Annotated in this window: 23 protein-coding genes; 1 reads left to right on the forward strand and 22 read right to left on the reverse strand. The window is 42.4% G+C overall.

Annotated features, from left to right (window positions below; genetic code table 11):
- Positions 1-29: 29 nt before the first annotated feature.
- The 22 genes from pyrF to BQ7997_RS19675 all read right to left on the reverse strand — a co-directional run bounded on the left by pyrF (position 30) and on the right by BQ7997_RS19675 (position 23,195).
- A complete protein-coding gene (pyrF, locus tag BQ7997_RS19570) occupies positions 30-854 on the reverse strand; it encodes an orotidine-5'-phosphate decarboxylase (RefSeq protein WP_073347732.1) in 825 nt (274 codons plus the stop codon).
- 66 nt (positions 855-920) lie between these two features.
- The gene (prfA, locus tag BQ7997_RS19575; protein ID WP_073347733.1) at positions 921-2,033 is read right to left on the reverse strand and encodes a peptide chain release factor 1; all 1,113 of its coding nucleotides are present in this window, start codon (positions 2,031-2,033) and stop codon (positions 921-923) included.
- A 3-nt stretch (positions 2,034-2,036) separates the two neighbouring features.
- A complete protein-coding gene (locus BQ7997_RS19580; RefSeq protein WP_044653352.1) occupies positions 2,037-3,203 on the reverse strand; it encodes an AIR synthase-related protein in 1,167 nt (388 codons plus the stop codon).
- Between the two features lie 159 nt (positions 3,204-3,362).
- Positions 3,363-3,944, reverse strand: coding sequence for a LemA family protein (locus tag BQ7997_RS19585; RefSeq protein WP_073347734.1), 582 nt, complete (start codon positions 3,942-3,944; stop codon positions 3,363-3,365).
- Positions 3,945-3,951: 7 nt separating this feature from the next.
- Complete coding sequence (locus BQ7997_RS19590) at positions 3,952-4,272, reverse strand: type II toxin-antitoxin system RelE/ParE family toxin (protein WP_022139401.1); 321 nt, start codon at positions 4,270-4,272, stop codon at positions 3,952-3,954.
- Positions 4,269-4,568, reverse strand: coding sequence for a hypothetical protein (locus BQ7997_RS19595; RefSeq protein ID WP_022139402.1), 300 nt, complete (start codon positions 4,566-4,568; stop codon positions 4,269-4,271). Before BQ7997_RS19595 ends, BQ7997_RS19590 begins: the two co-directional genes overlap by 4 nt.
- 71 nt (positions 4,569-4,639) lie before the next feature.
- The gene (locus tag BQ7997_RS19600; RefSeq protein WP_073347735.1) at positions 4,640-5,560 is read right to left on the reverse strand and encodes a TPM domain-containing protein; all 921 of its coding nucleotides are present in this window, start codon (positions 5,558-5,560) and stop codon (positions 4,640-4,642) included.
- A 7-nt stretch (positions 5,561-5,567) separates the two neighbouring features.
- A complete protein-coding gene (locus tag BQ7997_RS19605) occupies positions 5,568-6,518 on the reverse strand; it encodes an alpha/beta hydrolase (protein WP_073347736.1) in 951 nt (316 codons plus the stop codon).
- A 56-nt stretch (positions 6,519-6,574) separates the two neighbouring features.
- Positions 6,575-7,321 (reverse strand): shikimate dehydrogenase family protein, encoded by a 747-nt coding sequence (locus BQ7997_RS19610; RefSeq protein ID WP_073347737.1) that lies wholly within the window; start codon positions 7,319-7,321, stop codon positions 6,575-6,577.
- A 38-nt stretch (positions 7,322-7,359) separates the two neighbouring features.
- Complete coding sequence (ubiE, locus tag BQ7997_RS19615) at positions 7,360-8,097, reverse strand: bifunctional demethylmenaquinone methyltransferase/2-methoxy-6-polyprenyl-1,4-benzoquinol methylase UbiE (RefSeq protein ID WP_073347738.1); 738 nt, start codon at positions 8,095-8,097, stop codon at positions 7,360-7,362.
- Between the two features lie 3 nt (positions 8,098-8,100).
- Positions 8,101-9,045, reverse strand: a complete 945-nt coding sequence (locus BQ7997_RS19620; RefSeq protein ID WP_073347739.1) for a phosphoribosylaminoimidazolesuccinocarboxamide synthase — start codon at positions 9,043-9,045, stop codon at positions 8,101-8,103.
- A 71-nt stretch (positions 9,046-9,116) separates the two neighbouring features.
- Complete coding sequence (locus BQ7997_RS19625; protein WP_073347740.1) at positions 9,117-10,133, reverse strand: PhoH family protein; 1,017 nt, start codon at positions 10,131-10,133, stop codon at positions 9,117-9,119.
- A 101-nt stretch (positions 10,134-10,234) separates the two neighbouring features.
- On the reverse strand, positions 10,235-10,912 hold the full coding sequence (locus BQ7997_RS19630; RefSeq protein WP_073347741.1) for a DUF5715 family protein: 678 nt from the start codon (positions 10,910-10,912) through the stop codon (positions 10,235-10,237).
- A 506-nt stretch (positions 10,913-11,418) separates the two neighbouring features.
- Complete coding sequence (locus BQ7997_RS19635; protein WP_022140469.1) at positions 11,419-13,071, reverse strand: flotillin family protein; 1,653 nt, start codon at positions 13,069-13,071, stop codon at positions 11,419-11,421.
- A gap of 23 nt (positions 13,072-13,094) precedes the next feature.
- Positions 13,095-13,592, reverse strand: coding sequence for a hypothetical protein (locus BQ7997_RS19640; protein WP_022140468.1), 498 nt, complete (start codon positions 13,590-13,592; stop codon positions 13,095-13,097).
- A 269-nt stretch (positions 13,593-13,861) separates the two neighbouring features.
- A complete protein-coding gene (locus tag BQ7997_RS19645; RefSeq protein ID WP_022140467.1) occupies positions 13,862-14,125 on the reverse strand; it encodes a hypothetical protein in 264 nt (87 codons plus the stop codon).
- 18 nt (positions 14,126-14,143) lie between these two features.
- The gene (locus tag BQ7997_RS19650) at positions 14,144-17,014 is read right to left on the reverse strand and encodes a DUF4906 domain-containing protein (protein WP_073348467.1); all 2,871 of its coding nucleotides are present in this window, start codon (positions 17,012-17,014) and stop codon (positions 14,144-14,146) included.
- 12 nt (positions 17,015-17,026) lie between these two features.
- The gene (locus BQ7997_RS19655) at positions 17,027-18,061 is read right to left on the reverse strand and encodes a FimB/Mfa2 family fimbrial subunit (RefSeq protein WP_022140465.1); all 1,035 of its coding nucleotides are present in this window, start codon (positions 18,059-18,061) and stop codon (positions 17,027-17,029) included.
- Between the two features lie 20 nt (positions 18,062-18,081).
- Positions 18,082-19,170, reverse strand: coding sequence for a FimB/Mfa2 family fimbrial subunit (locus BQ7997_RS19660; protein ID WP_073347742.1), 1,089 nt, complete (start codon positions 19,168-19,170; stop codon positions 18,082-18,084).
- A 131-nt stretch (positions 19,171-19,301) separates the two neighbouring features.
- Entirely contained in the window at positions 19,302-20,579 is a 1,278-nt protein-coding gene (locus BQ7997_RS19665) for an Mfa1 family fimbria major subunit (RefSeq protein WP_073347743.1), read from the reverse strand.
- A 588-nt stretch (positions 20,580-21,167) separates the two neighbouring features.
- Complete coding sequence (locus BQ7997_RS19670) at positions 21,168-22,613, reverse strand: DUF3868 domain-containing protein (protein WP_073347744.1); 1,446 nt, start codon at positions 22,611-22,613, stop codon at positions 21,168-21,170.
- A 12-nt stretch (positions 22,614-22,625) separates the two neighbouring features.
- Complete coding sequence (locus BQ7997_RS19675) at positions 22,626-23,195, reverse strand: DUF3575 domain-containing protein (RefSeq protein WP_073347745.1); 570 nt, start codon at positions 23,193-23,195, stop codon at positions 22,626-22,628.
- Between the two features lie 486 nt (positions 23,196-23,681).
- Between BQ7997_RS19675 and BQ7997_RS19680 the strand changes: the two genes are divergently transcribed.
- Entirely contained in the window at positions 23,682-24,317 is a 636-nt protein-coding gene (locus tag BQ7997_RS19680; RefSeq protein ID WP_022140460.1) for a DUF5033 domain-containing protein, read from the forward strand.
- Positions 24,318-24,439 lie beyond the last annotated feature (122 nt).

A 24,439-nucleotide genomic window follows, 5' to 3' on the forward strand; every position in this document is an offset into this window, starting at 1 on the left:
TCGTTTCTTTTAGAGATTTTGTTTTCTTTTCAGAGAATTGTTTTGAGTTGTTCGGCCATTTGTGCCTGTACTTCTTGTGCGGCGGCGCGGGCAGCTTCAGCAAATTTCTCTGTCTTGTCCACGTAGATTATTCCACGGGATGAGTTAACAATTAATCCGCAGGTACTGTTCATTCCATATTTACAAACTTCTTCGAGTGAGCCGCCTTGAGCGCCGACACCGGGAACAAGAAGGAAGTGATTGGGGACAATCTTACGGATATCCTCGAAGGCACGTCCTTGTGTTGCACCTACCACATACATCATGCGGTCGTCGTTTGCCCATTCCTGTGATTTACGCAGCACTTTTTCAAACAGCCGTTCACCATTCGCGTCTTCTGTCAACTGGAAGTCGTGAGAGCCTTTGTTGGATGTCAGCGCTAATAATATAACCCATTTTCCTTCATGAGTAAGGAATGGAGTGACGCTGTCTTCACCCATATAAGGAGCTACTGTGACAGAGTCGATATCCAGTTCTTCGAAGAATGTACGGGCGTACATGGCGGAAGTATTTCCGATATCGCCACGCTTTGCATCGGCAATGATGAACTGGTCGGGATAATTATCTTTGATGTATTTTACTGTCTTTTCAAATGCAATCCATCCTTTTACACCCATGCTTTCGTAAAAAGCCAAGTTCGGTTTGTAGGCGATACACAAGTCTGCTGTCGCGTCGATAATTGCCTTGTTGAATGCGAAGATAGGGTCTTCTTCTTTCAACAGGTGTTCGGGGATTTTCTTGATGTCGGTGTCAAGTCCTACGCAAAGGAATGATTTCTTGCGTTTTATGTTTTCAAATAATTGTTGCTTATCCATCTTGTTATTTACTATTATACGATTTACTATTTACAATTTAAAGCCTCGCTCGCAACTTTCTATTTTTTACAACTCGCTTTCTTTCAGCCTTTCCGCATTCTCAGCCACAATCAAGTGGTCAATGCAGTCTTGGATATCTCCGTCCATGAAAGCAGCGAGATTGTAAATTGTATAGTTGATACGATGGTCGGTGATACGTCCTTGCGGATAGTTGTAAGTGCGGATTTTAGCCGAACGGTCTCCGGTCGATACCATTGTCTTGCGTTTGGAAGCAATATCGTCAATATATTTCTGATGTTCTTTGTCATAGATAAACGTACGCAGACGAGCCAATGCACGTTCTTTATTTTTCGGTTGGTCGCGCGTTTCGGTACATTCAATCAGGATTTCTTCGGCGATACCTGTATTCGGATTCTTCCATATATAGCGCAGTCGTACTCCGGATTCTACCTTATTTACGTTCTGTCCGCCGGCACCGCCGCTTCGGAAAGTATCCCATTTGATTTCACCTTCATTGATGACTACATCGAATTCTTCCGCTTCGGGAAGTACGGCTACTGAAGCTGCCGAAGTATGCACGCGTCCTTGAGTCTCTGTTGCAGGAACGCGCTGTACACGGTGTACGCCCGATTCATATTTCAGGATTCCGTAAACATTGTCACCTGTGACGCTGCAAACAATTTCCTTGAATCCGCCTGCCGTTCCTTCGTTCGCATTGGAGACTTCCATCTTCCAGCCTTTTGTCTCACAGAATTTGGCATACATACGGAAGAGGTCGCCGGCAAAGATAGCCGCCTCGTCACCACCTGCACCGCCACGGATTTCAAGAATCGCATTCTTGCTGTCCTGCGGGTCGGCGGGGACAAGCATCAGTTTGATTTCTTCTTCCAATACCGGAAGGCGTTCCTGGCTGTTATCCATTTCTTCTTTAGCCATTTCACGCATTTCGGCATCCGACTCGCTGGAAAGGATACTCTTGGCTTCTTCGATGTTGCCCAACAATTGGATATATTCCTTACGGGCTTTCATTAAGTCATCCAGTTCCTTATATTCTTTAGTCAGTTTAACATAACGTTTCTGGTCAGCAATTACTGACGGGTCAGTGATAAGGGTTGATATTTCTTCAAAACGGGCTACAAGACCGTCTAATTTTTTTAATATGGTACTGTTGTCTGCCATTCCTTAATATCTGAATTCTCCGAACTCGCTCTTTATGATTAACTCTGTATTGTCACATTCTTCAACGCGTCCTACTATCTGTGCCGGGATACCGAATGACTCGGAAATAGCGATAACTTCTGCGGCATGTTCCGGTGACAGGTAAACTTCAAGGCGGTGTCCCATATTGAATACCTTGTACATCTCGGCCCAGTCAGTGCCGCTTTGTTCCTGAATAGTTTTGAACAATGGGGGAACAGGGAAAAGATTGTCTTTTACAACACGGACGTTTTCAACAAAGTGCAGCACTTTGGTCTGTGCACCGCCGGAGCAGTGAACCATTCCGTGAATTTCGGGACGTAATGCATCCAGCAATTTCTTTACTACCGGTGCATAGGTGCGGGTAGGAGAGAGCACTAACTTGCCTGCATCAATCGGAGAATCTTCTACACTGTCTGTCAGTTTCAGATTTCCTGAGTAAACCAATTCTTCGGGAACTGCCGCATCATAGCTTTCCGGATATTTTTCAGCAAGATATTTGCCGAATACATCATGGCGTGCACTTGTCAGACCGTTGCTGCCCATGCCGCCGTTATATTCTTTCTCGTAAGTAGCCTGTCCGTAAGAAGCAAGGCCGACGATTACGTCGCCCGGACGGATATTGGCATTGTCAATAACGTCTGAACGCTTCATGCGGCAAGTTACAGTAGAATCGACAATGATGGTGCGTACCAAGTCGCCGACGTCAGCCGTTTCGCCACCGGTTGCATATACGCCTACACCCATTTCGCGGAGTTCGGCAAGTAATTCGTCTGTTCCGTTGATGATGGCGGAGATAACTTCCCCCGGGATTAATAACTTGTTGCGTCCGATAGTTGAAGAGACAAGGATGTTGTCTACGGCTCCTACACAAAGCAGGTCGTCGATATTCATAATCAAGGCATCCTGGGCGATTCCTTTCCATACAGACAGGTCGCCTGTTTCTTTCCAGTACATATAAGCGAGGGAAGATTTGGTTCCGGCGCCGTCGGCATGCATGATATTGCAATATTCCGGGTCACCTCCCAATATATCGGGAATAATTTTGCAGAATGCTTTCGGGAAAATTCCTTTGTCGATGTTCTTGATGGCGTTGTGCACATCTTCTTTTGATGCGCTTACTCCACGCATCATGTATCGTTGATTACTCATGAGTTATAGAATTATTTTGTATACGGCTGCAAAAGTACTGCTTTTTTTTCGTACAGCCAACTATCTTAATAGAAATGCCGCTGACTAATAAAGTTTTCGTGTCTAACGAGATACGGAAACTTTATTAGTCAGCGGCACAATTTTTTCAGCAGACTTTTCTTAGAATTCTACTTTAGGCGCTTTTTCGCTACCTTCTTCTGCTTCAAAATATGCTTTCTTATCGAATCCGAACATTCCTGCAAAGATACTCTTGGGGAAACGGCGGATATTGGTGTTATAAGCCTGTGCAGCATCATTGAAATTCTTGCGTGCTACATTGATGCGGTTTTCCGTACCTTCCAGTTGAGCCTGCAACTCAAGGAAATTCTGATTAGCTTTCAAGTCGGGATAACTCTCCGTGATAGCTAATAACTTACCTAAAGCAGAAGTGACAGCACCCTGTGCCTTCTGATATTGCGCGAGCTTTTCCGGTGTCAGGTCAGCAGCGTCCACTTTGATTTGTGTTGCCTGGCTGCGTGCGGCAACCACTCCTTCTAATGTTTCTTTTTCGTGGGTTGCATACCCTTTAACTGTATTTACCAGATTGGGAATCAAGTCGGCACGGCGTTGGTATTGTGTTTCCACATTTGCCCATTGTCCACTTACATTCTCGTCCATAGTAACCAGGCCGTTATATACACTGACTGCCCAAAAGACAAGGATAGCTACAACGGCTAAAATGATGATAATTGACTTTTTCATGTTTCTATTATTCTATTGTTTTTATTAATTTATCAGGATTTTGACGAACGTCCCAAATTGCTACGATGATTACATCTTCATTAATATCAATGTAATAAATAAGTTTATAGTTAGCATCTACTACTAATGCTCTGTAACAAAGTGTGACTTTATCTGAAGTACTTAGAATACTGCCCGCATTGGGAAAGGTACTAAGTATTTCTGCTTCTTTGATGAGCTTATTATGCAAATTCGTAGCTATACGTTCGTTCTTTGTATATCGTAATGTTTGTAAATAAACTAATTCCAGCGTTTGTAAAGCCGATTGAGTCCAAACAATATTTATCATTTCATATAATATTTGAGGACATCTTCATGTGAAATAACCCTTCCGGCTTTGACATCTTCCATACTTTTGTTGATAGCGTTTTCTAATTCTTCTTGAGTATGTGGTATTAACCAGGATTTTTGTTCCAGTTCGTTGGAGAACCGGAGCATTTCTTTTAGCTGATTATCTTCCATGAGCATTACCCGTTCCATAATTTTTTGTCTCATGGTAACCGCATCCAGACCATAAGAACCTGCTGGTTCGTGAACAACCTTCTCTTGTTCTTTATTATCTTTATATCCCTTATTTTCTTTCATATTCTTCAATCTTAGTAATTAAGTAAAGTTACTAATTTATTTTGAAACTTAGGTATCGTATTACGTTTATTTTAGAACCGTGAACCGGCACCGCCGCCACCACCCATTCCGCCGCCGAAGCTGCCACCACTAAAGCCGCCACCTCTACTGCCGCCGAAACTTCCACCGCCCATGCCGCCAATGAACGGCCCTCCACCACCACCGCGATGGTGATAGTCGTTCTCGTAACTTTGCTGACGGCGTACGAGAGTATGTCCGCAGTTTCTACAAGTATAAGTGACATCTTCGGTTTTTACACCGTTAGTCCGGGATACTATCCTGCTGCCACTTCTTTGCAATGTATGTTTTCCGCACTTCGGGCAACGGCTTTGCTTACGTGCCGCAAAGAAGGAGATACCTCCGCCAATGAGGATGAAGAAGAGTATAGCAAGAATAAAATCGAATGAACCACCCTCGCTCGAATCAGAAAGAGAATCGTTCTCCATAGAACCGTCAAGTCGTTGACAAGTTGCTTTCACTCCCGCTACCATTCCCTCGCTCCAATTCCCGTCTTTCAGATAAGGAATCATATACTTCGTCTGAATCCTTTTGCAGATAGCATCGGGAAGAACTCCTTCCAACCCATAACCGGTGTAAAACTGAATACAACGCTGGTCGGTAACTAGCAAAATAACCAAACCGTTATTTTTGTCCTTCTTTCCTACACCCCATTTATTGAGTAGCTGGTGGCAGAAATTGAAGCAATCTTCATCCCCGATGGAAGGGACTGCGGCAACCACCGTTTCAATTCCCGTCTGCTGCTCCAAGGCATAAAGCATGGCATCTATGCTGTCACAAGCAGCCTGTGAAAGTACCCCCGCAGGATTACAAACATACTGCATCTTGTTTTGCAAGTGAACTTTCGGAAGATTGTCTACCGTATATACTTTCTCTTGAGCCTGTAAAGGAATCAGTAGAAAAGTGAAGAGTATAAATGTAAATATTGGTTTCATAATAGTTTTAATGAATGTATCGCCCGACGAACTCACGGACTTTATCGGTGTATTCCTGCTTGTTCTCTTGGTATGAAACGGCATGGGCGGCACCCGGCACAATCCAAAGTTCCTTTGGTTCCGGCTTCGCTTCATAAAGCGGATATACCATCCATGTCGGGACATACGTGTCTTTGTCTCCATGAATAAACAGCATCGGCAACTCACACTTGGCTACTTGTTTCAGTGAAGAAGCCTCTTTGAAATCCCAACCGTATTTCTTTTCGCATAGCCAGCTTGTGGTATGCATTAGTGGGAAAGGCGGAAGTCCGAAGGATGACTTTAATTCATGGGAAAATTCATCCCATACACTGGTATAACCGCAATCTTCCACGAAACATTTTACAAAAGGCTGCTGTTCCTCGCCGGATACCATCATCGTGGTTGCACCACCCATCGAAATGCCATGCACTACCATCTGCGTACTGTCTCCGAAAATTTCATTGGCAATATTCATCCACTGCAACACATCCAAACGGTCTTTCCAACCCATCTGAATGGCACGGCCTTCACTTTCTCCCTGATGCTGAAGTTCAGGAAGCAAAATATTAAAGCCTAAATCACGGTTGTACAAGTAGCCAATCATAAACATACGAATGGCATTGTCCGTATATCCGTGAATGATAACTGCTGTCTTGTTGGTCGGTTCGGGAGCAGCGATATAGTAAGCATGAAGCTGTACGCCATGCGGATTGATGATAAAAGTATCTTTCAGCGCATCTGCCTGTCGCAGACTATCTACCCATGGGCGCAGAAATGGATAGTTTTTGTACATAAAAGGATAAGAGTCGGCATCTTTAGACAAAATCTTTGCGTCTGGAGTCAGAGAAAAGTTCAACATATAGAAACTTCCCCCGATAGTGCAACCGGTCATCACCAGCATAATGATGATAATACTATAGACTACTTTTCTCTTCATATGATACCTTTAACCTTTTTTACTCTCTCGCCTTGAAAAAGGGGGTAGGAGAGATTCTATTTATTCCAGATTTCCCAGGCGGCAAATGCCTGAAGAAGAAGCATTTCAAGACCGTTTTTGACAACGGCACCCTGTGCTTCTCCCTTTTTCATGAAAAGGGTAACGTTTGGATTATATAACAAATCGTAGAGCAAATGGTTTGGAGTTACCAGCTCATAAGGGATATTAGGACAGAAATCGACCTTGGGAAACATGCCGACAGGAGTGCAGTTCACAATTACCGTATATTCCGCCATGATTTCAGGGCTTAGTTCCTCGTAGGTCAGCATGCTGTCCGCTCTGTGAGTGCGCGAAACGAACACACTTTCAATGCCCAAGTTTTTAAGACCGTGGTAAACAGCCTTGGATGCTCCACCAGTGCCCAGAATCAAAGCTTTTTTGTGATGAGGCTGCAATAATGGTTGTATGGACTGGGTAAATCCGATAATATCAGAATTATAGCCGACCAGCTTCACTTTTCCTTTTGGCTGGCGAATAATTTTGATAACATTCACTGCGCCGATTTTCGCAGTGTCAGGGTCTAGTTCGCTTAAGAAAGGAATCACTTGCTCCTTGTAAGGGATAGTGACATTAAGACCGCGCAGATTGGGATTCTCTTCAATCACTTCCATGAAATCATTGATCTTGGGAATCTCAAAATTCACGTATTCCGCATTGATGCCTTCGGATTTGAACTTCTCATTAAAGTATCCGATAGAAAATGAATGTCTCAAGGGGTAGCCGATTAAACCATATTTTTCCATAATACGAAAGGATTAAATTAATCAATCATAAAAACTCACTATTTTGTCGCGGTATAAAGTGTGCAGATGCCAAAGGTTAGCCGCTTGAAATTAACCTCGCTGAATCCGGCTCGTGAGATGACTCCTTTCATGACTTCCCCTTGTGGAAATACTTTGATGGTGTCCGGCAGATAGCGGTAGGCACTGTTGTCTTTGGAGAGAAGTTTGCCCAGCAATGGGATGACGACTTTAGAGTAGACGGAAAACAGTTGTTTCATCGGGAAACGGTCGGGAGTGGTAAGCTCCAGAATCACAAGATGACCGCCCGGTTTCAGTACACGGCACATTTCGGAGAGCCCTTTGTCGAGGTCTTCGAAGTTGCGGATGCCGAACGCTACGGTAATGGCGTCAAAGTCATTGTCGGCAAAAGAGAGTGAAGTACAGTCCTCCCGGGCAAAAGATATTTTGTCCGAGAGTCCTTCCTTCTTTACTTTTTCACGTCCCACATTCATCATACCTTCCGAGATGTCCGTACCGATTAACTCGGCAGGTTGCAACTTGCGGCAGGCGAGGATGGCAAAATCCCCCGTACCGGTTGCCACGTCCATCATACGCTGGGGTTGGAAAGGACTCAGCCAGGCAATGGCTTTGCGGCGCCAACTGCGGTCGATACCTAAAGATAAGGTATGATTCAGTTTGTCGTAGGCATGTGCGATGTTGTCGAACATGCGTTCCACTTGTTCCGTCTTTTTTCCTTCCTCGTCGTAAGGCTTGATATGTTGTTGTGGGTAGTCCATTTCTTATTTAGTCAAGAAATTCATTACGTTCTTTTCGATACGTTCAGCGATGTTGCTGGTATCTTCTTTCACAAATTTCTCGCCGGTGATGTTCTCGAACAATTCGATGTAACGGTCACTGATGCTCTGTACGATAGCCGGAGTCATTTCGGGTACTTTCTGACCGTCTTTGCCCTGAAAACCGTTTTCCATCAACCATTCGCGAACAAATTCTTTGGAAAGCTGCTTCTGCGGTTCGCCTTTTTCGAAACGTTCCTGATAACCTTCCGAGTAGAAATAGCGGCTGGAGTCAGGAGTGTGGATTTCGTCCATCAGGTAGATAGTACCGTTGTGCTTGCCGAATTCATATTTGGTATCAACAAGAATCAATCCGCGTTCAGCAGCGATTTCAGTACCGCGTTTGAAGAGAGCCAGTGTATATTTTTCAAGCACTTCGTACTCTTCGGGAGTAGCCAGACCTTGTTTCAGGATTTCTTCTTTAGAGATGTCTTCGTCATGCAATCCCATTTCGGCTTTGGTAGTCGGAGTTACGATGGGTTCGGGGAATTTCTCGTTTTCACGCATTCCGTCCGGCAACTTCACACCACAAATTTCGCGGACACCGCTTTTGTAAGCACGCCATGCACTACCGCACAGGTAACCGCGTACAATCATTTCTACCGGAAAGCCTTCGCACAACACACCGACAGTAACCATCGGATCCGGCGTAGCCAGTTTCCAGTTCGGACAGATGTCAGTAGTGGCATCGAGGAATTTAGCTGCAATCTGGTTCAGCATTTGTCCTTTGTAAGGAATACCTTCAGGCAGTACTACGTCAAAAGCCGAAATACGGTCGGTTGCTACCATGACGAGTTTTTCGCCGTTGATGTTGTACACATCGCGCACTTTTCCGTGGTACACGCTTTTCTGTCCCGGAAAGTTGAAATCTGTTTTTGTTAATGCTTTCATTGTTTTATTTATAATTACAAATTACAAGTCTCAAATCACAAGTCGTTATCGGAGTTCCGAACCTGAAGCGATTATTCTTTTGCCAGTTTCACCGGACATTCGCCGTTGAGCACCAGTTGTTCGTTTTTCCGTTTCTCCCGTTCGGCTTTCGCTTCTTTGTCGAATTTCTCGTAAGCATCCACGATACGTTCCACCAGTTTATGGCGCACAATATCTTTCTTGTTCAACTCGACAAAACTGATGCCTTTTACTCCTTTCAGTATGCGGATAGCCTGCACCAGACCCGAAGTTTGCGAAGCGGGAAGGTCAATCTGTGTCATATCTCCCGTCACAATCATTTTGGTGTTCATACCCATACGGGTGAGGAACATTTTAATTTGCTGTGCGGTAGTATTCTGCGCTTCGTCAAGAATCACGACTGCATCATTCAGCGTGCGTCCGCGCATAAAGGCTAACGGGGCAATCTGTATAATGTTCAATTCCATGTATTCCTTTAACTTGGCGGCGGGTATCATATCTTGAAGGGCATCGTACAAAGGTTGCAGATACGGGTCAATCTTATCTTTCATGTCGCCGGGCAGGAAACCGAGTTTTTCTCCGGCTTCTACGGCGGGGCGGCTGAGGATAATCTTCTTGATTTCCTTGTTCTTCAGCGCACGCACGGCAAGGGCAATGGCGGTGTAGGTCTTTCCCGAACCTGCCGGGCCGATGGCGAATACCATATCGTTCTTGGCGAATCCTTCCACCAGCTTCAACTGGTTTTCGCTTCGGGGGATGATAGGCTTTCCCGTGACGCTGAATACAATCACGTTTCCGGTCTGTTCCGCTTGGGGAGCATTCCCTTTTATAATGTCGATGATAACTTCTTCTTTCAGTGAATTATATTCGGCACAGTACTTTTCAAGTTTGGTGATGTTTTCTTCGAAGGCGCACATTTCTTCCTCGTCGCCCAGCACTTTGATGACATTGCCACGGGCAACGATACGTAGCTTCGGATATAAAGCTTTAATTAACTGTATGTTGGCGTTGTTTACACCGTAAAAAATAACAGGATCAACATCCTCAAGAACAATCAGTTTCTCTATCATTCAATTGTATTAAAGAAAAATTTCTGCAAATTTAATGAAACGTTTTGGATTCTCTGATTGTTTGGGGATGAATTTTATTGCCTTTTATACTCATTTCCCGATTATCTGGCGGTGATGTGGAAACATCCTTGCTTCAGCTCATATTTGATATAGCATTTCTCCGCTTTCCGCAAGTCCCTTAAAACCTCTGACAGAACGAGTTTCAGAGTATCTGAGCTGACATCCTGCAAAGGGCGTCCATCTTTATCTTCTACCTTCTTGAAGCGCTTCCAACTGACATCGAAAGTAGCTCCGAAGCAATGCGCGGAGTTTGCGGAAGCATTTCCGTTCCGGCGGCGGAGACGTTTCACGTCATTTTCCGTACGCAACACCGAAGTGACGATTACTTGATTGGGGTTCAAGCCTTTGGCAGTCAGTGAATCGAGGAAGTTGGAACCAATCGTGTCGAGCAGTGCACTGGCACGGGGAACGAGGTAAGGGATGGAGTGTGTCAGTGAATCTACCACATAAAAGTCGTTACTTGTAATATGCTCTAGCTTTTCTTTCATATCTTCGGCAGCGTCACGGTCGGCAAGCGGACGGATGCCAATCTTCTTGGCTACTTCCAAATGGGCGTCATTCAAATCAGGGAAAGAACGTTTGTAGCTGACTACTCCACGGATATTGCGCGGCTCGTTCAGTTTCAGCGACATATCTTTCTTTTTGCAACTTGAAGTGAGTGTTGCAAGTCCTATAATCAGCAAAAATGGTGGTAGTAAATGGAGCTTATATATAGTCATTTTGTATTTTTTGCCTGCAAAGTTATATGAAAACCTTGGAATATACATATGAAATTAAGAAGAATAACGGGGTGACCTTACCCAAAAAGTTCAAAACGCTACGGAAATGAACTAATTTTAGTGTTTCTAAAACTTAATTGGTAGTATGCAATGATTTAATCCCCGTTATACATAACTTTATTCGTCTGACAGTTGTTGAACTTTCGTCTGACATCTGTTGTTTTTTCGTCTAACAACTGTCAGACGAAAAGATAACAGCTATCAGACGAATAACCCCATTAAGCATTAGCCATAAATCCATTAAGCATTAAAAATAAATCTGCGCAAGCTCGAAATTAGTTCATAACATAATCGTACGGATTTGATTCATAACCGTACCTGCATGAGCCAATATTATTACATATTTTATGTAGTACAAAGAACGTGATGATAGAGGGGAAAAAAATACGCTGATGAGAAAAGTATTTGTTCTTTTCCCATCAGCGCATATCATTGTTGGAGCAGGATTATTTCTTATCCTTTTTCTCTTCTGTTTTACCGGCAGGTTTTTCTTCCGTTTTGCTTTCCGGATTAATAATGCCTTTCACAGTTTCACCAATAGGCAACTTATCCAATACTCCAAGACTTGGAGCTACTGTTTTCACCAGCGTATTCAGGAAGTTACTTGTTCCGCCGTTTCCTCCGTCAAATACAGTGATATTTCCTAAGTTCATGTGTTCGAACGCCTTCACCTGTTCTCCGGCAATTTCCTTCCATTGGTCTACCATCTTATATTGGATAGCGATGGCCGGATTCGATTCAGCCGCTCTTACCATTGCTTCGAAACCTTCTGCTTCGGCAAGTAACGACCGCTTCTTACCTTCCGCTTCTGCTTCCAGTTTCATCTGGATAGCTTTTGCTTCCGCTTCCGCTTGTGCTAAAGTTGCTTTTGCACGTGCTTCTGCTTCACGGGTAATCTTTTCTGCGATGGCATTCGCTTGTAGGATAGCCTCCTGTCTGGCGATTTCAGCAGGTACAATCTTTTCTGCTTTCAAAGAAGATTCCACTTTCCGTGCTTTGGCTTCTTCCACTTCTTTTTGAGCAATTTCGCGTGCAGTCTGTACGGCAGCTTCCGATTTTGCGGCAGCTTCACCGGCCTGCTTGTCGGCATTAGCTTGTGTTACGGCCAGTTCGGCATTGGATAGGGCTACTTCTTTCTGTGCGTCATTTCGTCCGATAGCAGCTTTTTTGGCGGCTTCTGCCTGTTTGATTTCCATGTCGGAATTCAGTTCGGCAACGCGGCTTTCCTTTTCGGTATTTGCCTGCTCGATTCGGATATTCTTTTCAGCTTCGGCTTTTGCTACCTGCGATTCTTTCTCAGCATTGGCGATAGCTACTTGAGATATTCTGTCTTTGTCGGCGTTTGCAACAGAGATTTCCTGTTGTTTCTTGGTTTCAGCGATAGCAATATCTTGGTCTTTACGGGTTTCCGCTACTTTCGTTTCGCGTTCTTTGATTTGGTTCGCGATTTTGATAGCACCCAACTTTTCCTGTTCTTCGATGTTTGCCTGTGCTTCGTTCAATGCTTTACTTTCGGCTTCCTTACCCAGGTTGACGATATAATTGGCAGCATCGCGAATATCACTGATATTGATATTCATCAGATACAGACCGAACTTGCGGAGTTCCGTATCAATATTATCTTTTACTTTGGAGAGGAACTTGTCGCGGTCGGAGTTCAACTCTTCAATCGTCATGTCGGCGATAACCAGACGCATCTGACCATAAACTACATCTGTAATCAGGTTTTGTTTGTCGTCTCTTGTCAATCCGAGCATACGTTCTGCGGCATTCTGCATTACTTCAGGGTCGGTGCTGATGGCCACGGTAATAGTAGTAGGTACGTCAACACGAATATTCTGTGCGGATAGTGCGCCTGTCAGTTTGCAATCAATCTGCATCGGTTTCATTGACAGGAATTCGTAGCCCTGGATAATCGGCCACACGAAGGCAGCTCCACCGTGATATAATTTCGCAGATTTCTTTTCTCCACCTGTCTTACCATATACGACGAGTACTTCGTCACTCTTACATTTGCGGTAGCGGGACAGGATACCGATAAAGGTGAGCAGGATAACCGCCACTAATATAGCGGCCATGATTAGCATTTCTTGTGTCATAGGAATTGTGTAATTTTGAATAGTTATTGAATATATAATGTTCCGTCCTGATATCGGGTGATAACAGTGCGGTCCCCGGTTTGATACGTCTTTCCCGATTCGGAGATTACGTCTATTTCGCGCATGGCTCCATCCCGGCTTACCTGCACGGTATATCTGTTCTCACTTTGCTTGAAGTAGATGGTACATTCGCGTCCCACGAGTTCGTTGGTCGCTTCGGAGCGGTTCACTTGTTGCAGTTGATAGGCTTTCTTGTACAAGAACCAGACGGCAAAAACAAAGAAGAGTCCTACCAGAATGCCGATGGCATAACTTTGAATTTCTGCGTTTCCTGCCAGATACATATACCAGCCGAATCCGATTCCGAAGTGTGTGAGCCCTTTGAAAGAGACTACACTGCTGATGTCGGCATCCACGTCTACATCCGCGTCCAAATCTCCGAAGAAGATGGATAATACGAATTGGATAAGAAAAATACCTGTTGTAACGAGGGCGATAATCAGAAAAATGGTATGGCTCATAGTAATTCTGTGTTAATATAAAGTCTTTAGTTATAATACTCCAAATATACAGGTTTATATGAGATAAACAAAGATTATCGATTAAAAAAATAAATAATTTCTATTCAGGAGATTATAATATACTCTTTGTCGTTTCTTGGATAAAAATCCCCAACCACTCAGCACTACTTTCACAAGCCGTTGCTGAGTGAGTTGAGGAACACAAACAAAACAAACAATATTCTGTATAGCTTATATTGGGGCGCTAATACCTATATTAACTATATTCATTACTCTGTAGGGCAATCAAGGATAAGCATTGAATCCTCGCATGATGTAATGGAGCATTTCTCCAAAAGCATGTCGATATTGATTTCTATTTTGAACCGACCGCAGACATCTTGCACTCTGTGTTTGAAATCCGCAAAGCCTTTCAAAAATTTCTCTATCCGATTGGCAGACCGTTCATAGGCATACCAATGACCATTCTCTTCAAACAAATAGGCTTGACGCGTATTTGATGATTCCAGTTGCAAGATGTCTTTCGGTTCCATGATGTTTAGTTTTTTATATTAATTATTTTCATTGATAGTTCCGTTTGAGTCTGTTTCGATGATATTTCCATTCGCGTCTACATCAACGTCACGGACACAACGCAATGAGACATCGAACTCTTGACCGTCATCTAAAAATAGTATTCCTTGGTTAAAGCCAAAATATCTATTGCTATTGTATTTCCATTCGGTTCTACTGTATGCTCTGTATAATTTACCATCATTGTAGTAGACAAAATCTTTATTCTGAGTGTACATAATCATGAATTCTCTTTGATTGGGTGTCCGCCATTTGCCTTTGTCACTTTCATTTTCATAGTAGCTGCTGCATCTACTACGATGAAGATTATCTATGTCTACAAATTTTTTCCACTTTCCTTTTCCTTGGGCGGCTTTATGAAAATTAGCGGCCATTTGGAATGAGCTATACGGTTTGTTCGTATTGCTGAAGTTGTCATGCAATCCTAGTTCACCGGAATCTAATTTTCCGCGTATATTTTTCTCGTCAAGTTGTGCCATGGTGAAAACACGTGTCTCATCATTATATTTGAATGCGTTGCTTACTTTTATGTCTTTATTTTCCGCATTGCTTGCATTCATGTCTAAATTCAGATTGCGGACACATCTAAGTTGCTTGGGCGAACCACCTGAATTGATGGCCTTCCTTGCTCCGATAGAAGCACCTTCGTCTGACCATAATTTCTGGTTATTGCTTAAAAGATATTGATATTGAGAGTCTCCTGTTTCAATACTGCCTACAGGATGGGAATCTGCATCGAACAATGGTGTAACCAGACTTTCTGCACCTAGATACATTCCCATTAATTGATCTCTGGCAGGCAGATACCATTTTAACTCTTCCGGATCAATAATGCCGTTATGGTTTTCATCTCTGTTGCGTGACAGGCAAGCTGACCAGCCATGTTTTTTGGATAGAGCGAAAGTGTAACCTTTTTCATTCGGTTCAGTCATATTTGCGTGTGCGCTCCACTGATTACCGGTGGTGCCTTGGGTGATATACCTATATGTGTTATAAAAGCCGTTGGATACGTCAAAACCGCCGATTATAGGTGCTGCATCAGCAGGTGCTCCAGTTTCATTAATATGCTCCATACCCAATGCATTTTTTTCTTCATTGAAGTTTACGGAGCTGTAATATGTCTGGATCGATCTTTGGGTAATCATATATTGGGCGTCTGCATAGCTGCTCTCCTTGTCATTGCTATAATCAGGTGAAAACAGCAATATGACTTCTCTGTTTTCCTTGTTTACAAAGTATTGCCAATAGGGCTGTTGCCAGTTTGCTCCTGCCGGCGGTGTATCATAATAATATTCGTCTACGAAAATTGTGTAGTAGAATGTATCATCTTCACTTCCGGATTGCGTTTGGATATCGGCTGCCAGACCGAACAAATCAATCAGTCCTTCTCCGTTTTTCGGATATTCGGCCAATGTGTTATTATCGCTTGTGCGTGCAAATCTAATCCACTTATAATCCCCGCCTGCACGTTGATTGTAATTTGCCCTGTTATCAATCGAACCGAATGGTGTATGTACCACGAAGCTCAAATTCTCGGCGTCTTTCTTGGTCAGACCGATATTGAAACAATTGTAATGCGCATCTAATGTGTACACTTTGGTTTTGGCATCTACTACATCTCCTTCCACGCCCGGACGTCTTTCGTTACCTTCCTGAACTTCTACACGAATATCTTCCGTATCGTTTATTTCGACATTATAGATGTATTTTTTATTCCTCTCGCTTTTGAAGTTGTTATAATCATTGCTCCCTCCTCCCAAGTGAATCGTATAAGTGACGTTGGCAATCTTTTTACCTGTAAGTGTTTCGTTACTGCTGGTCAGTTCCATATTAGCCTTAATTTCTACATAGGTAGCAAATGGCTCCACATATTTGTATGTTCCGGTATTTAGACCATTGCCGTCCTTCACTTCCGCTTCTCTATCTGCATAACTTTTTAAAGAACGGCCTTCATACATTTTCGCCTTTTTTCGGTTTTCAAGCATATAGAAATCGAAAGAACATGACTTCTCGTTCATTGTAACTTTGTGTTCCGCAATGCTTGTAGAGTAGTGGTTTTTATTACTCTTTACTGCATCTTCTGTTTTCGCCAATAAGTATGATCTGACAGGAACGTTATATATTCTCCAACTGCTTAGTTCAAAAGAGGTCACTTTAGACTTTTCCCCTCCCCATGAAATATTGAAAGTGATATGAGAATCCAGACGCTCCAACAAGATTTTCCCATTCAATGCACCGCTCTTTTCCGGTATAATGCATTCTCCTTCACTAGTGCTTGTGTCGCCTGAAGCATTGGGGGTATATGCGCCACACATGACTAATGCCGCCTGTGTACGATCTACTTGCGCCGCATTCGTTTTTGAATTTAGCATGGCAGTGATATTCTTGAATTCCTCAAGGGTAGTCACCTTGTCCAATTTCTTTTTCAAATTTCCGTCCCCACTCAACTGATTGCTGTTTGTATTGGCGGCAGCGAAAATATAACTTAATCCGCTTGTGGTTTCGATATTCTTAAGGACTCCGTTAGTCGGATTGTTCTGGTTTCCGTTGCTGGTAGTCAAATTGTCAGAACTATAAAAACGTGTTCCTTCCTTTCTGTTGCCTTTGGCATCGAATATCAGTAGATATAAATCGTTGATTTGGAATTCTTCTTCATCGCGCAATCCCCGGGTGACTGTCGTTTTCATCTCCGGCACTGACAGGTTGAAGCTTACCGTTACCGGTATCCCTTCTTTCACATCGGTATTTTTGATGATTTCATCTTCTTGGCAGGCAAAGAACAAAATGCCCGTTAATACAAGCACGAATGTTTGTCTGATGTATGCTGATATATTGATTTGCTTTCTCATATTCATTACTCTTTAATTAAAAGCCGGTACGTCCACATTGACATACTCCCATTGTTTTACCTCATAGGTTAACGTCGACGTGACTTTATCCACACTTGTGATGTTGAACACATACAGATGATTGCGGAGTGCATTGTAGGCTTTTCCGTTTGTGCTGAACTGTACAGTGTATGTTTTCTCTACTTCTCTCACTTTGGCATTGATGGTCAGGCAGACTTTTTTGTCATTATTCGTTATTCCTATGTTTTTATGTTCGGGAATGTAGAACTTGTTTTCAAATCTGTTACCTTGATTTCCGCTCAGTGTGCCTGAAGTGAGATACTCGGAAGTGCTCGCTATTGTCGAATTTGCGGGGATGGATGGTCCGTCGTTCACGGTCGGTGTGCAATATCCTTTTGTATTATAGTGGTGTAACCGGATTTCGGTGATTTCGAAATTCTTTAATCCTGTCCCGTTTGCCACTGTCACATTCACTTTGGCGACAGCACGTATCAAATCAAGGGCACCGAAATTGTTGCCTCCTGTTTTTATGTTCTCAATGGTACCCATCCCCCACATTGGAATCTCTTTTGACCAATCCTGCGTTTTATTAAAGTTGAAAGAGAGCTGTTCATACAGGTCGGCTTTATTTTGACCTTTAGTTATTTTGAAGTTATTGACTCCTTTGTTTTCGGCATTGGCAATTACTACAAACTCCATCGGTTTGCTGCCGTCATAAGTTGCTGATAACTTTCCGTCTATATTCCGTTTGGTATCTCCGTCTTTGCCGTCAATCACGATGTATTGAATCTCTTCTACAAATTGGTCATTTTGAAATGTATATATATGTAGATTGTCTATGCTTCGCTCACTCTCCAGTCCCTCATTTTCACTTGCTCGTGTGGAAGGATTGGCGGGGAAAGTAAGCACAAAGTTTATATGTGCGTCTTTTACCAATATCTGTCCTTTGCTGTCTGTGAAATCTTCCATCACTCCGTCTGTGGTACACGAAGCTATCATAATGCAGAGGATAGTCAGTAAATAATATGTCGGATTAAAACATTTCATCTTTTTTCTTTTCGTTCCGGTTAAAGTTCGATGTCATTGATCTGGATAATCCAATCGTTGATATCAATTACTGTTTTGATTAGTGCCAGTTTCTCATCTACAAAAATAATCATACTGTAAGCGTCTTCACGATCCAGATACTCTTGAAGGGTATAGTGGCGGTCTTTGTATTTCTCCAGTTGGAGTTTTTCCAGATACTTCACCAGGTTGGATACGTGAAATAATGTTTCCTGTGTCTTCGAGTTCTTGATTGTCAACTCGGGCGTTTTATCTGCCATGAGTCTTGCTACGCTTATCTCGCTGACAACTGATTTGTATTCTTCGGCCGGTTCGCCGGCTTCGCTGAATGCTCTGCTGCTGACTGTTTCCGGTTCTACAACAAAAGGTTTGTATGTCAGCAGGTTGTCGTCCAACAGTGAATTGTCATAATTCATATATCCGTTGTCGTCATAGATTTCACATTTGAATGTTTCTGCGGTCAAGGCTCTGGTTACCGGTCTGTCAGACTGGTTGACTTGCGCTACGACAATCCGGATATTATTGGTGTTCTTTACTAAAGACACTGTGCTGATTTGCTGTCTTCCGCTGCGGGTGGTGGGAGCGCTTTTCACTTCACCATGCCAAAGCGAGTGCAGTTCCTGTTCTACTATATAATTTCCTTTTTCTTCTTCCGAGGCAGAGCGTGTTGCTGCTTTACGCAGAGTCTTTACTTTTAATTCTTCAATCTGTGATTGTTGTGGATATAATAACGGCACTGCGAATGATTCATCATTAAGTCCCGCCCATGCAATGAGATGATACTTTGATGGATCAATGTCTACTTTCATAGAATAATTTCCCTCTCCTAACTGTTCTCCTTGATCTGTTTTCTGATAAACAAGATTTTCATTCTCATCAAAAGCGTAAAGTGTCACTGTTCTTACTTGTTGGGCGAAAACGTCTACTTCCTCCATATTATAGTCATATTTGAACTTGACACAGTATTCGATGCTACAATCGCCATCATCGTAATCTAATATGGAGTCGCAAGATGTGATTGTACCAGCCAATAGTGTGAGCAACAATAACTTGTTGGCTTTTTCTTGTATGGCGGTTAATATTCGTTTCATTCTTTTTATTTTTGCTTTTGATATACTATTGTTTTGCTTGAAAGCGATGCATTGTCTTTTTCCGGTAATTGGTGAAAATGTATCGGGGAGAGGGAAAAAAGAGTCTCCCCGATACTTGAGTCAGATTTTTATTATAGTTCGATATCGTTAATCTGAACTGTCCAAGGCTGGATTTTAGCTTCAATAATTAGCTTGGCAGGAGTTTCATCAGGTTCCAATGCAGGGGTAGGAGTACCTAATTTGCTAACTTTTGAAACAGTCAACTGATACCAGTTGTTGCGTACAATCTTTTCGCCTGAACCTGTTGTTTCAATCGGAGCTTCGTAATAGCAAATACCGCCGTCATATTTCTTGATGCTGTGGTTTGCCAAATACTCGTTATCATCTTTCTTGCTGTCATCCCATGTAACATTTGGATATGCCGCTTTTAAAGCATTCCAATTTTTGTATACACGTAATTCGGTCTTATCACCTTCGGTGTATACGGCTCTGATATAGAATGTTTCATTGGCTTCTTCTTCACCGAAATAAACTTGTGCTCTGTAGTGTACACGTGTCGGATTTGCTGAACTGGAGTTATCAAGACAGTATGTAAATCCTGTTTCATTCCATCTGTAAGAACCATCGTTTGCTGCTGCGCCTTTGGCAATATATGGTTGCAAGAAAGAGTTAAAAGTGTTTGCTTGTGACAATACATATGAATCTGTAGTCAGATTGGAGTATGAGTGACTGAGGAGCTTAACACCGATTTCTTGAATATCGCCAGTAAAAGTTAATCCGGAATTTTTTATAGAGAAAAGCTTCGTGTTCTCAGTCTGTTCATCCAATTTTGCAGCTACACGGCTAACTTCGATTGTAGCGGTATTAACTTCCTCTTTAGCTTCAATCTTTTCAATGACAGTTTCACCGCTCATTAAAAACGCACCGTTTTTTGCCACATCCTTGTCAAGATATGCTAATGTAGCTCCTGTGAATTCGGAATGGTTTCCAACTGACAATTGGTCTAAATTAGTCGTTTGGGTGATTTCTAAATTTGTCGGATTTACGAATGCATACAATTTTACATTAGTACCTGCTGTTACAGCAAATTCTTCTGTTGTAGCAATTTTAGTTTGTCCCTCTTCTTTTGTGATATCTAAATCTTTCATTATAACACGTGGCGCTCCATCACCATAATCTAATACAGCTGTGATTTTTGTTACACCATATTCCAGATCAGTACCCGCACTAGATTCGCCTTGAGTTACGCTTCTTGTGCCATTTGTTTCATTGAATGAAAACAATAATCTCATTTTTGCCTGTTCCCCAGTTGAATTTCGGTTGTTTTCGTTTGCAAACTCATCTTCATTGCTGCAAGCTGTCATGGCAACTATTGCCAGACTTGCTAATAACAAATTCTTTACTTTCATGTTAATTTAATATTTTAATTGTGATGTAATGGTTCTTTTTACTTGATGGGCTTTGTTTGTTTTGTTAAACACATCATATTCTTCTCTTTTCTGAATTTGGAAGTTCTTATATATAATAAGAGAAAGGATTAACTTCCGGTGAAATAAGTTTGGTTCATTTTCTTATAAGTTATGTTTCTTTTATTTGTTTCTTATCAAGAACTCTTTAGTTCCTTATTGACACTGCAAAGGTATGAGAGAAATATAAAAGTGCTCATCGGTATTTGTTTCAATTTTAGGGATGATAATTTTAATTTTATTGTGCCTTTTTTTAGGTGGTGAATTAGTCGTTTTATGAATGATAATCGGCTGTTGTGAATGAACTGCCGTCTTTGTTGATATTTTGCCATTGTTGGTGGTTGGGTGTGAATTGTCATTATTTATGGCTTTGTGATGTGAATGTACAACTATATGAAGCGGGGTGAAGAATTTGCATATCTTTGAGAGCAAAAAAAACGCACAACCTTCACAGGCTGTGCGTTTAGATTCATTATGGGGTTACAAATAATGAGGGGAATAATAGTTCTGTACGTGCCTTTTTATCTTCTACTACTGTCTAGGATAGTTTTGTTTCTTCTTCAATTCTCTCAAATTTTCGTCTGCTTGTGTAGACAGGCCGGCTTCTTTAGCCGCATTAAAATATTTTTCAGCTTTGTCCAAATCATCTTCCAGCATGGCGATAACTCCAAGGTTATTGAGCGTTTCGGCAGCTTTCGGGTCGGCTTTCGCCAGATGCTTCTTTGCTTCGGTTGTGTCGCCGCCTTTTTGGATTTCCATTGCGGCAGCATTTAAGTTAGCAATCGGATCCTCCGGAAACATGGTGGCGGCTACCAGGAAAGCATGATTGAACTCTTCGCTTCCGGGCTCGTAGCTCTGTGCCACCAGATAGATTTCTTGCAAGCTCAGCAACTGCGGGCGTTTGTTGATAATCTCTTTCGACTCTTCGAGATTGAAGCCGCGCACTGTATAATTGACCGTATAGTCAGAGTGACGAAGTGCCGGATAATATTCGTCCAGTATATATTGGTATCCTTGCGCACCCGCTAATTTGGCTATGGCGCGTTCTTTTTTGTCAATGTCCATATTTTCTTCATCCATCAGGCGAAGAATCTCGTCTTTCTTATCCAGTGACGATGTGGCGACAAACTTGCGGAAACCTTCCCAGTCTTCCGGGGTAGATTCTGAAACTATCAGACTCTTGTCGAAGTTGTAGTAACTGGTAACGTAATCAACCAATGCTTGTGTACGTCCCTTTGCCAGGCGGATATTGTTGGCATAGCTTCCTTCGGGAGATGCATAGCCATGAATCTTGATGCCGGTAAGTGTCGTGTTCTTATCGTTGCGCACAGTGTCGATTGTGGCGCGTATCTTCGCCAATTCGGTTGTGTTGCGACGGTATTCAGGATAGATTATATATTTGTTGACCGGAAAGTCCAGATAGGCGCTTCCTTCTACTGCACGGTGCTTTATACCTTCGGCTTGCGGGGTGATGTAGGCAATGGAAGGTTGCAGTTTCAGTGGTGCAATGTTCAATTGGGTGATTAATTCACCACTGTTCTCCTCCAATACGTCGCAGCAACCGCATACATCAATATTTAATTTCATATTCGCCGTGCGCATCCATGCTTCAAACGGCATCTGTATCAGGTAGCTTATTTTTTGTTCTTCGTTCCGTTTACGGCGGATGATTGTATAGGTATCTTTGAAGGCTGTATGGTTGCGTTGGTTGACAATATCCCGTTTGCGCCCGTACACTACGATAGACGGCAGTATTTTTGTTTTTCCGTCCGCTTCAAGAAACGGGGTGAGCGTGGCTACATTATTGGAAACTACTTTGAGGTTTTCCTGTAAAGTGATATCCAGATTAATGGTCAGGCGGTTGTCATCGCTGCGCGTGATAGATTCTTTGTCTATACGCACTTGATTTTTATACAGAGTCTGCGCTTCGCTCAATACAGGCAGCAGGCAGAAGAGTATGCATAGAATCTTTTTCATATTTGTTTTGTTTTAGAATAAATAAATTAAGCTGACGGCGGCTTTGGTCGGCCCTACGTAATTCTTATGTCCTTCGGACACTTTTTCACCACAGGTCTTACACTCGAACTGTTCGTACTTGACACGTGCGTAGCCCACGCCGATATTTCCTTCCAGATTCCAGTGCTTGCCTAAAATCCACTGGTAACCGTAGGAAACACCTGCCCCGTAGAAATTGCCTTTGAAGCGGTGGTCGGTAAGTTCGGGCCAGATACCCCAGGGCATATCAATGGCGGCAGCCTGATATACTCCACCATGAACGTGGAATCCCACGAAATGTCCGTTGAACTTGTCACAAAGCCAATAACGAAGTTCTGGCTGAATGGCGAGCATCTTCATCATTTTTTCTTCTTTGTATTTCCAAGGATTATAATTGGCATATAAATCCAAGGTCAGTTTCTTACTTAAGCCGATTTCGGCTCCAAAGTTGATGATTTTCATCGCGTCCATTACAACGTTGGTTTTAACCCCGACTACCTGACTGTATAATAAGGTAGAAGCGAACATGGTAATGAACAAAAACAAAATTCTTTTCTTTTTCATCGTATGATGGGTTTTGTTTGTTGACATTGCAAAGGTACGTGTAATCTGGATTGGCGTTAATTGGTGGATTCATCTTTCTTTGATTGCTTTTTGATGAAAACAAATAAGTAGAGCGGTATTTAGTTTCTTGATGGTTGGTGTGTGATTCGGTATTTATGGGTTGTGTTTTAATCATTCGGTTTGAATGATTTTTATATGAATGGCGTTTCTGATACTTGTATAACCTGTTTAATTACTTGAATAGGCTGTATTTTCTCTGTTAAAGAGTGGTAAATCGTTCATTTTTCTTTCGAGAAAGTTTTCCTTCTTGAATAAAACACCTATGTTTGTGCCAACAAGCAACGCACTATAATGTTAGTGTTAATGAAACAGTGGTTTCAGATTCCCTCCTGAGGAACGCAAACGAACAAACGGAAAATAATGTGAAATGTAAATGGTTGGCAAAAACAAGAAGTTGCAAACCGATAAAAAATAGGAGGAAATATAATGAAAGCAATGAATTTCTTTTTCGTATGTGTGGTTGTATTGACTTTTGCAGCATGTTCTAATGCTGAGGATGATCGTATTGAAGGCAACTCTTCAACTTTTGAATTCATAAAATCTTTATATGGTATCGAATCTGTAACTAATGTGACAGACACCGGTAATGTTCCTGCTGTTACGGCAGAAGAGATGGAAGGTGTATTGGAAGCTCTTCGTCAGAACGGCAACATCACTCATGAATGTAAATCAGAAAATGTAGAGGGATATTTTGGAGACGGTGGTGACAGGCAATCTGTGAAGATGACTGCCGAATATCAGGCACGTACGAGGGCGGGTGCTTACCTGGAGGAATTTGCATTATGTGTTTCTTTGAATTTTAATGTGGATAAAAACACCGTGTATTATATCGGAACTACCTATTCTTCTTCTGCCGATCTGTTCACTTGGAAAGGTTACGGGGCTTCTTTATCAACTACGGCCGGTGGCGGAAATGTGTTCACTGCTATTACTCACCTTTATTTTCGTGTAAGCGATCAGGAAAATTGCCTGGTTAAAGTTCCGGTAGATTTCAAAGGAAACTATGATTTCAATACCGGTTGCGGAACTTATAATTTCGCTCTATCTCATTGTCGCAAATAATTTAATGAAAAAGACTTGAATGGATATGTAATTACTATCCATAATATAGAGGAACCAAACAGCAAACATGGGTTACTTGAGGGGAACATAGTTGGCAAAACAAACAATGGAAGGCCCGCTGA

The sequence above is a fragment of the Bacteroides congonensis genome, assembly GCF_900130125.1.
GTDB lineage: Bacteria > Bacteroidota > Bacteroidia > Bacteroidales > Bacteroidaceae > Bacteroides > Bacteroides congonensis.

Coding starts and splice junctions, on each gene's coding strand:
- pyrF (WP_073347732.1), bottom strand. CDS start 854: ATGGATAAGCAACAATTATTTGAAAACATAAAACGCAAGAAATCATTC.
- prfA (WP_073347733.1), bottom strand. CDS start 2,033: ATGGCAGACAACAGTACCATATTAAAAAAATTAGACGGTCTTGTAGCC.
- BQ7997_RS19580 (WP_044653352.1), bottom strand. CDS start 3,203: ATGAGTAATCAACGATACATGATGCGTGGAGTAAGCGCATCAAAAGAA.
- BQ7997_RS19585 (WP_073347734.1), bottom strand. CDS start 3,944: ATGAAAAAGTCAATTATCATCATTTTAGCCGTTGTAGCTATCCTTGTC.
- BQ7997_RS19590 (WP_022139401.1), bottom strand. CDS start 4,272: ATGATAAATATTGTTTGGACTCAATCGGCTTTACAAACGCTGGAATTA.
- BQ7997_RS19595 (WP_022139402.1), bottom strand. CDS start 4,568: ATGAAAGAAAATAAGGGATATAAAGATAATAAAGAACAAGAGAAGGTT.
- BQ7997_RS19600 (WP_073347735.1), bottom strand. CDS start 5,560: ATGAAACCAATATTTACATTTATACTCTTCACTTTTCTACTGATTCCT.
- BQ7997_RS19605 (WP_073347736.1), bottom strand. CDS start 6,518: ATGAAGAGAAAAGTAGTCTATAGTATTATCATCATTATGCTGGTGATG.
- BQ7997_RS19610 (WP_073347737.1), bottom strand. CDS start 7,321: ATGGAAAAATATGGTTTAATCGGCTACCCCTTGAGACATTCATTTTCT.
- ubiE (WP_073347738.1), bottom strand. CDS start 8,097: ATGGACTACCCACAACAACATATCAAGCCTTACGACGAGGAAGGAAAA.
- BQ7997_RS19620 (WP_073347739.1), bottom strand. CDS start 9,045: ATGAAAGCATTAACAAAAACAGATTTCAACTTTCCGGGACAGAAAAGC.
- BQ7997_RS19625 (WP_073347740.1), bottom strand. CDS start 10,133: ATGATAGAGAAACTGATTGTTCTTGAGGATGTTGATCCTGTTATTTTT.
- BQ7997_RS19630 (WP_073347741.1), bottom strand. CDS start 10,912: ATGACTATATATAAGCTCCATTTACTACCACCATTTTTGCTGATTATA.
- BQ7997_RS19635 (WP_022140469.1), bottom strand. CDS start 13,071: ATGACACAAGAAATGCTAATCATGGCCGCTATATTAGTGGCGGTTATC.
- BQ7997_RS19640 (WP_022140468.1), bottom strand. CDS start 13,592: ATGAGCCATACCATTTTTCTGATTATCGCCCTCGTTACAACAGGTATT.
- BQ7997_RS19645 (WP_022140467.1), bottom strand. CDS start 14,125: ATGGAACCGAAAGACATCTTGCAACTGGAATCATCAAATACGCGTCAA.
- BQ7997_RS19650 (WP_073348467.1), bottom strand. CDS start 17,014: ATGAGAAAGCAAATCAATATATCAGCATACATCAGACAAACATTCGTG.
- BQ7997_RS19655 (WP_022140465.1), bottom strand. CDS start 18,061: ATGAAATGTTTTAATCCGACATATTATTTACTGACTATCCTCTGCATT.
- BQ7997_RS19660 (WP_073347742.1), bottom strand. CDS start 19,170: ATGAAACGAATATTAACCGCCATACAAGAAAAAGCCAACAAGTTATTG.
- BQ7997_RS19665 (WP_073347743.1), bottom strand. CDS start 20,579: ATGAAAGTAAAGAATTTGTTATTAGCAAGTCTGGCAATAGTTGCCATG.
- BQ7997_RS19670 (WP_073347744.1), bottom strand. CDS start 22,613: ATGAAAAAGATTCTATGCATACTCTTCTGCCTGCTGCCTGTATTGAGC.
- BQ7997_RS19675 (WP_073347745.1), bottom strand. CDS start 23,195: ATGAAAAAGAAAAGAATTTTGTTTTTGTTCATTACCATGTTCGCTTCT.
- BQ7997_RS19680 (WP_022140460.1), top strand. CDS start 23,682: ATGAAAGCAATGAATTTCTTTTTCGTATGTGTGGTTGTATTGACTTTT.